We start from the raw sequence: 1,108 nt of genomic DNA, 5'->3' as shown, positions 1-1,108 counted from the left end.
CCAGACGGCGGCGGTCGTGGCCACCGGCCGCTCGGACTTCCCGAACCAGATCAACAACGTGCTGGTCTTCCCGGGTGTCTTCCGCGGTCTCCTGGACGCGCAGTCCCGCACGGTCAACACCGAGATGATGCTCGCGGCGGCCACCGCACTCGCGAACGTCGTCACCGAGGACGAGCTCAACCCGAACTACATCGTGCCGAGCGTCTTCAACGACAAGGTCGCGGGCGCGGTGGCGGGCGCGGTGCGGGAAGCGGCGAAGGCCGCCGCGGAGTAACCTCTGCTCCCGCCGGGTGCCGTATGTGACGGTTGCCACGGGTCCTCGTACCGGCGCGTCGGGGGCGCACCGCCCCCGGGCGCCTCTAGGGTGGCGGCCAGGTTCAGCCTGTCGGCCCCGGCCGGTGACGCTGTCCGGGTGACTCCCAGGGGTGTTCGTCTGACTCCCCAGGGGTGCCGGATTGGCTTTCCCGCCGCAGGTGGGGGCAGGATGCGTCTTCGGGCGTGAGGGTCCGACGGCGGACCCGGGTCCGGGGACCCACCGAGGACCCTGGCAGCATCGGCTTCGCTGTGCCCCCCATGCGGCTTTGCCGCGGGGCACGCCACAACAGCAAGAAGAACACGGGAGTAACAACATGAACCGCAGTGAGCTGGTGGCCGCCCTGGCCGACCGCGCCGAGGTCACCCGCAAGGACGCCGACGCCGTTCTGGCCGCGTTCGCCGAGACCGTCGGTGAGATCGTCGCCAAGGGCGACGAGAAGGTCACCATCCCCGGCTTCCTGACCTTCGAGCGCACCCACCGTGCCGCTCGCACGGCGCGCAACCCGCAGACCGGCGACCCGATCGACATCCCCGCCGGCTTCAGCGTCAAGGTCTCCGCGGGCTCCAAGCTCAAGGAAGCGGCCAAGGGTAAGTAAGGGCGCCTGTTCGCCATTGCGGCTGGGCGCCGTGGGCGACTGCCGGTCCGGCTGTGGCTGGTCGCGCAGTTCCCCGCGCCCCTGTCGGGGCGCTCAGCACAACGCCGATGGGGCGGTCACCCGAGTCAGGGTGACCGCCCCATCGGCGGTTCGTGCGACTGTCGCGACTAGCCGAGCGCCTTGCCCGGGAGCTCGAC

At 70.8% G+C, this 1,108-nt stretch carries 2 protein-coding genes; both read left to right on the top strand.

All coding sequences use genetic code 11. The annotated features are described in order from the left end of the window. Window positions 1-274 (top strand): malic enzyme-like NAD(P)-binding protein (locus tag JF597_RS55275; protein WP_294014851.1); only part of this gene is annotated, 274 nt, incomplete at its 5' end. A 355-nt stretch (window positions 275-629) separates the two neighbouring features. After that, window positions 630-911, top strand: a complete 282-nt coding sequence (locus JF597_RS55270; protein WP_053741618.1) for an HU family DNA-binding protein — start codon at window positions 630-632, stop codon at window positions 909-911. Window positions 912-1,108 lie beyond the last annotated feature (197 nt).

This window comes from Streptomyces sp. (assembly GCF_019510245.1).
Taxonomy (GTDB): Bacteria; Actinomycetota; Actinomycetes; order Streptomycetales; family Streptomycetaceae; genus Streptomyces.
The sequence above is the reverse complement of the archived record's forward strand: the minus strand, read 5'-3'. Positions and strand labels throughout refer to the sequence as shown.